The organism is Hoylesella timonensis S9-PR14 (genome assembly GCF_000762405.1).
In the GTDB taxonomy this organism is placed as follows: domain Bacteria; phylum Bacteroidota; class Bacteroidia; order Bacteroidales; family Bacteroidaceae; genus Prevotella; species Prevotella timonensis_A.
Map to the genome: position 1 here is coordinate 1 of NZ_JRPQ01000040.1, position 3,016 is coordinate 3,016.

The 3,016-nt window shown below is 34.5% G+C and carries 2 protein-coding genes; both read left to right on the forward strand.

The window, feature by feature from the left end:
* Positions 1-94: 94 nt before the first annotated feature.
* On the forward strand, positions 95-1,489 hold the full coding sequence (locus tag HMPREF9304_RS01605) for a pepsin/retropepsin-like aspartic protease family protein (protein ID WP_036926082.1): 1,395 nt from the start codon (positions 95-97) through the stop codon (positions 1,487-1,489).
* A 45-nt stretch (positions 1,490-1,534) separates the two neighbouring features.
* Positions 1,535-2,908 carry a pepsin/retropepsin-like aspartic protease family protein gene (locus tag HMPREF9304_RS01610; RefSeq protein WP_036926083.1) on the forward strand — a complete coding sequence of 458 codons (1,374 nt, stop codon included), beginning with the start codon at positions 1,535-1,537 and terminating at the stop codon, positions 2,906-2,908.
* Positions 2,909-3,016 lie beyond the last annotated feature (108 nt).

Below are 3,016 nucleotides of genomic sequence, written 5' to 3' on the forward strand. Positions count from 1 at the left end.
AATCCTGAGCAACTTTTTGTTGCTCAGGTACTTAAAAAGTTTAATTTATAATAGTATTGCGGAATTAAGGTTTAAATAAAAATTCAAGATAAATATGAAATATTTACGCCTATTTGTAGTATATTTAGTTATTGCATTTCCAACGTCGGCTTTTTCACACTCGCAACGAATATTAGAGGAGAAGCAGTTCTTAGAATATCTATATAAAGGTAGATATTGGGAGATGACTCAGTTCTATAGTAAATCAAACATTGATTGCCCTACTCTAAAATTGCTGAATTCTGTATATACTGCGATTGGCGATAATAGAAATGATTTAGCCATACAGTTGCTAGATGAAAATATGAAGACTCACTGGAAAGAATATGACAGAAATACTCAGATATTTTCTGGTCTCATGGTGAATCTATGTTTAACAGAAGGACGTTATGATGATGCTTTAGCTCAATACAACTGGCTTAAGGATGTCTATTCACCATTACAACAGCAGTATTATAAAAACCAAAAAATTACTGCTGATGTCAATAAGATGATTGATGAGGAGGCTAAAGTCATGAAAATAGCTCGTAAAAGACCACAGATGCGCATCGTATGTAAAGGTGAGCCAAACCCGATTAAGTTTACACTTGAACCGCATATTAAAACAAAGTTGAAGGTTAATGAAACTACGGAAACCTTTCTGTGGGATACAGGATCACCTGTAGCAATATCCTTACCGCATCGATATGCTGATGAGCTAGATCTTGATTATAGAAGCGATAGTATCGTTTCTGGTAATGAAAAAATCGCAATAGCTTATATTGATTCTTTAATGATTGGGAATTATACCCTCTACCATGTTCCCACGTGTATCGTAGATATGAAAAGTCCAATTCCAGCCCTATATAAGCAACATGCATCAAAAAAGAAGCTCTTGGAGGCAATGAATGTATATAATGAAATGAACTGTCCAATAATCGGCTTGCCTATTATTAAACTTTTTGAAAAGTTTGGAATTGACTGGAAATACGAATGCTTTTTCTTTCCTAAAGAGCAATTGCCTACTCCCCACTTTGAAGAACGTATTTTTATGACTAATTATTCACGGCCATATTTATTAACACCAATCACTATTAATTCAATGTCAATGATGGGATCAGTAGATACAGGATCCTCTTTTTACATGGGGCTTAATCGACAATATCAGAAAGATAATAGCAAGTTGTTTCCCATTGGGTATGATAAAAGTAATGACATATATTCCGTTACAATGGTAGGCTTACAAGATACGCTTGGCGTATTTTTGTTAAATCCTTCTTTAACATATGGGTATACAGCAATGAAACCAACATATTTGATTAAACTACGGGATTCTGTAATGACGAATGAACCGTGGGATGTACTATTAGGTTACCCATTCTTTAAGTCTTTGGGTGAAGCGATGGTGATTGACTTTAAAGAAATGAAAGTAAAGATATGGGAGAAAAGTGATAATCCACGATTATACTAATGAATTATTAATTATTTGAGTGAATAAATTCTAAAGGAAACGTTAATGAAAATTTATAAGAGTATGAAGAACTTTAGGTTATTGATATTAGTTATGTCTACAGTCTGTGCACTATCCACATATTCTCAGGATTATAAATCTAAGTTTGGGCTTTATGGCAATCTTCTCAGCTCGGGTAGATATTTGGAAATGAGCAAGGTGTATACCGATAAGGATTCTATTAATCCATTCTTAAAACTCAATAACAAGATAGTAGCAGCTATTGCAAACAATCAAAATCGCTATGCCATAAGCTTAATCAATGATAACCTAAGGTATAATTGGCAAGCATACGGATTTGATGCACTATATTTAGCCGATGTATATTTTACGCTTTGTAAAGCAGAGGGTCTCTACGATCAAGAAGAAGCTCTTCTGGAGTGGCTGAAGCAAGATTATTATCCTTCTCAGATGATTTACTATAATGACAAGAAATATACTGCTGCTACAGAGAAATTAATTTCTGATGAAGAAAATAGTTTGAAGGCAAAAGTATTAATTTCACCAGTACATGCTATTCGTAAGGATGAGAGTCAAGCCGTTAAATTTTCGGTTAATCCAATTATCAGAACAAAAATCAAACTCAATGGTGAGACTTTAGACGCTATTTGGACAACTGAATTAAGATATCCACTTCAAATAACTCCTCAGGTTGCAGACCAATTGGGCATAGTATGTGGGAAAGATAGTGTTGCAGGATGCCCAGTTGTGTATTTGGATTCTATCAATATCGGCAATCTTCAATTCACCCATGTTCCAGCATTAGTTTCTGTTATGGTAGATCCTACAGCTTATATTAAGGAGCATAAGCTGTCAAGGAAATATGCGAAAGAACTAAAAGCGTTTTATACAAGGATAAATGTTCCACAGATAGGACTCCCAATTATTAGGCTGTTGGAGAAAATTGCCATTGATTGGAAACATCAAATAATTAACTTTCCTACAGATACGCTTCCAAAGGCAGACTTTGAAGAATCCATGTACTTTGCCTACCCAGATTTTCCTGCACTCTACCTGCCTGTTTCAATAAACAATGAATTCGCGGTTGGTCAGATAAATTTAGGTAATAGTGATTATATCGTTGTGCGTGATAATTTCTATAAGAAGTGCAATTTTCCTTCTATTAAAGGCAAGAATATAACTGTTTTAAAGAATAATAGGTTGTTTTCGGTTCCGCTCATTACGTTGAAATCGCCTTCTGTATTATTTGGAGGGCATACAGTGGATTCAAAGAAAAAACTATCTGTAAGATCAGTTAATGATAGAAGCTCTGATGTGGAAATCGGTTTGTCTTTCTTTAAGTCTTTGGGGCAAACAGTCGTGTTTGATTTTAAGCAAATGAAGGTGCAGGTATGGAAGAAAGGTATTCCTTCTAAATAGAAACACTTAAACATAGTCAAAAAATGAATTTAACCTCAAATCCGCAACTAAGACCTTGAACGTCCTTATTGCGTTTACACGTCCTCTCATTACTGAATTTGCAGATAA